Genomic DNA, 1,482 nt, shown 5'->3' on the forward strand with positions numbered 1-1,482 from the left:
CGCTTCGCCGCCGAACTCCCGCTCTCGGCCGACAGCGTGCTGATCACCGACCCCGAGCAGGGCGAGGTCCCGGCGGTGCTCGCCGCCAGCGGCGCCCGCATCATCCCGATGCCGATCAAGGAGATCGCCGCCTCCATCACCGGCGGCCGCGTCAACATGGTGGGCTTGGGCGCCGTGGCGGCCACCGTCGGCCTGCCCCGCGAGGGCATCGAGGCGGTCGTGGACAGCGCGCTCGGCAAGAAGGGCCCGGCCGCCGTGCAGGCCTCGCTGGCCGGCGCCGAGGCCGGCGCCAAGGCCGCCGCCGGCTGGGGTCTCGGGCTGGAACTGGCGGCGCCGACGAAGAACGGCGTCACCCGCTGGAACATCTCCGGCAACGAGGCGGCCGGCTTCGGCGCGCTCAAGGCCGGCGTCAAGTTCTGCGCCGCCTACCCGATCACCCCGGCCACCGAGGTGCTCGAGTGGCTGGCCCCCAACCTCGCCAAGACCGGCGGCATCCTGGTCCAGGCCGAGGACGAGATCGCCTCCATCACCATGTGCGTCGGCGCCTCCTTCGGCGGCGTGCCGTCGGTCACCGCCACCGCCGGCCCGGGGCTGGCGCTGATGATCGAGGCGCTCGGCCTGTCGGTCGCCTCCGAGACCCCGGTGGTGGTGATCGACGTCATGCGCGGCGGCCCGTCCACCGGCATCCCGACCAAGTCCGAGCAGTCCGACCTCAACATCGCCGTCTACGGCCTGCACGGCGACGCGCCGCACCTGGTCGTCGCGCCCACGTCGATCGGCGACTGCCTGCAGACCGCCCAGTGGGCGGTGCACCTGGCCGAGGCGATCCAGACGCCGTGCATCGTGCTGTCCGACCAGGCGATGGGCCAGTCCCGCGCGGTGGTCGACAAGCCGGCCGACGCGCCGTTCAAGGCGCAGCGCCTGCTCGCCGAGATCGCCGAGGGCGAGGCCTACAAGCGCTACGCCAACACCGCGTCGGGCATCTCCCCGGCCGCGGTGCCGGGCATGCCCGGCGGCGAGCACACCGCCGACGGCCTGGAGCACGCCGAGAACGCGCTGCCCTCCTCGCAGTCCTCCGACCACCAGAAGCAGCTCGACAAGCGGCTGCGCAAGCTGACCGGCTTCGACTTCGGCGCGGCCTGGGCCGACATCGAGGGCGATCCGCAAGGCGAGGTGGCGGTGCTGACCTGGGGCTCGGTCACCGGCCCGGCCCGCGAGGCGGTGGCGAAGCTGAACGCCGAGGGCAAGCGGATCCGTCTGGTGTCCCTGCGCCTCATTGCGCCGCTCCAGCCGGAGAAGCTGGCCGCGGCGCTGGCGGGGGTGAAGAAGCTGCTGGTCCTGGAACAGACGCACGGCGCCCAGTTCCACAAGTACCTGCGGGCGCACGTGGACCTGCCGGGCGCGGTGACGGTGTTCAGCCGTCCCGGCCCGCTGCCGATCCGCGCCCGCGAGGTGCGTGAGACGCTGGTTTCCCTGGTCTGA

1 protein-coding gene is annotated in these 1,482 nt (G+C 73.3%); it reads left to right on the forward strand.

Going from position 1 to position 1,482, the window contains the following annotated elements:
• The coding region (locus TSO221_RS34730; RefSeq protein WP_109122987.1) for a 2-oxoacid:acceptor oxidoreductase subunit alpha at positions 1–1,482 on the forward strand (1,482 nt) is incomplete at its 5' end.

Source organism: Azospirillum sp. TSO22-1 (genome assembly GCF_003116015.1).
GTDB lineage: Bacteria > Pseudomonadota > Alphaproteobacteria > Azospirillales > Azospirillaceae > Azospirillum.